1 protein-coding gene and 1 pseudogene are annotated in these 1039 nt (G+C 73.1%); one reads left to right on the plus strand and one right to left on the minus strand.

Annotated features, from left to right (window positions below):
• Positions 1-446 (plus strand): annotated as a pseudogene (locus G6017_RS14580) (FUSC family protein); the annotation flags it as partial.
• Here G6017_RS14580 and G6017_RS14585 read toward each other — a convergent pair.
• Entirely contained in the window at positions 391-1038 is a 648-nt protein-coding gene (locus G6017_RS14585; protein ID WP_347238023.1) for a hypothetical protein, read from the minus strand. The pseudogene G6017_RS14580 and the gene G6017_RS14585 overlap by 56 nt on opposite strands.
• Between the last annotated feature and the right edge of the window lies 1 nt (position 1039).

Consider the following 1039-nt stretch of genomic DNA (forward strand, 5'->3'; position numbering starts at 1 on the left):
TCCGGCGGGCGATCGTGGCGGTCGACGACCAGGTGGACGTCCCGCCGGCCCTGAGCTCGCTGATCGCGGGGCTGGGCGAGGCGCTGGAGTTGCTCACCCGGCGGGTGGCGGCGGATCCCGACGCGCCCACCGACGCCGAGGTGCACCGGACCCTGCGGGCGGTGGCGGCGCGGGCCAAGCGTGAGCTCGTTCCGGGCTCCGGCCTGACGGAGACCGTGATGCTGGCCCAGATCCGCTCGATCCTCGTGGACATGATGCAGGTGGCGGGGCTGAGCAAGATCTCGGCGCTGGCCACGCTGCCCCCCACGGTGCGCACGCCCGCCGTGGAGCCGGAACTGCTGGAGGAGTGGCCCGAGTCCCCCGACCGTCCGGCCACCGTCATGCCCCCGCTCAGGGCGACACGAGCCTCCATGGCTCGGTATGACGATAGAAAGAGGTCCTCTTGACCGCCCGCCGACCGGTGACCCCGTCACGGGTGATGACCCCCGCCTCCGTCCCCAGTTGAACGGCGCGGGCCGGCAGCCAGGAGCGTCTCAGCACCCTGCGCGGCCGTGCCGCTGTGGCGCGGACACCGGGAAGCTGCGGGGTCGGGCGGACAGTGAGGGTGTCGATCTCCCCGGAGAAGATCCGCTCGTCGTCGGCGTACGCTTCGCCCACCAGGTGGGCGCCGCCCGGTCCGGTGACGGTGGCCTCGCCCACCAGGACCGTTCCGGTCTCGTCCCGGATCAGCGGTACCTCCCTGGCCTCGCCCCGGACCCCGAGCTTGGCGGCGGCCGAACCGGTGGGCAGGTCGTAGGCGCGGGTGGCCGGAGTGGGGTCCTCGGCGACGTACGCGACCTCCATGTCCAGGTTCTCCGTCCGCAGCAGTCGCGTGAGCAGCGCGGCCAGGCCGGCGTCGGTGCCGCACACCACCACCCGGCGTCGATGTCCGATCTCGTACAGCGCGCGGTTCACATCGTCCTTGGTGGGCACCTCACTGCACTCCACGCGCGGGTGCTCGCCCAGGACGGTCGGTACCGGCGCCGAGCCGCAGCGGATG

It is taken from the genome of Dietzia sp. B44 (assembly GCF_014145245.1).
Classification (GTDB): Bacteria; Actinomycetota; Actinomycetes; order Mycobacteriales; family Mycobacteriaceae; genus Dietzia; species Dietzia natronolimnaea.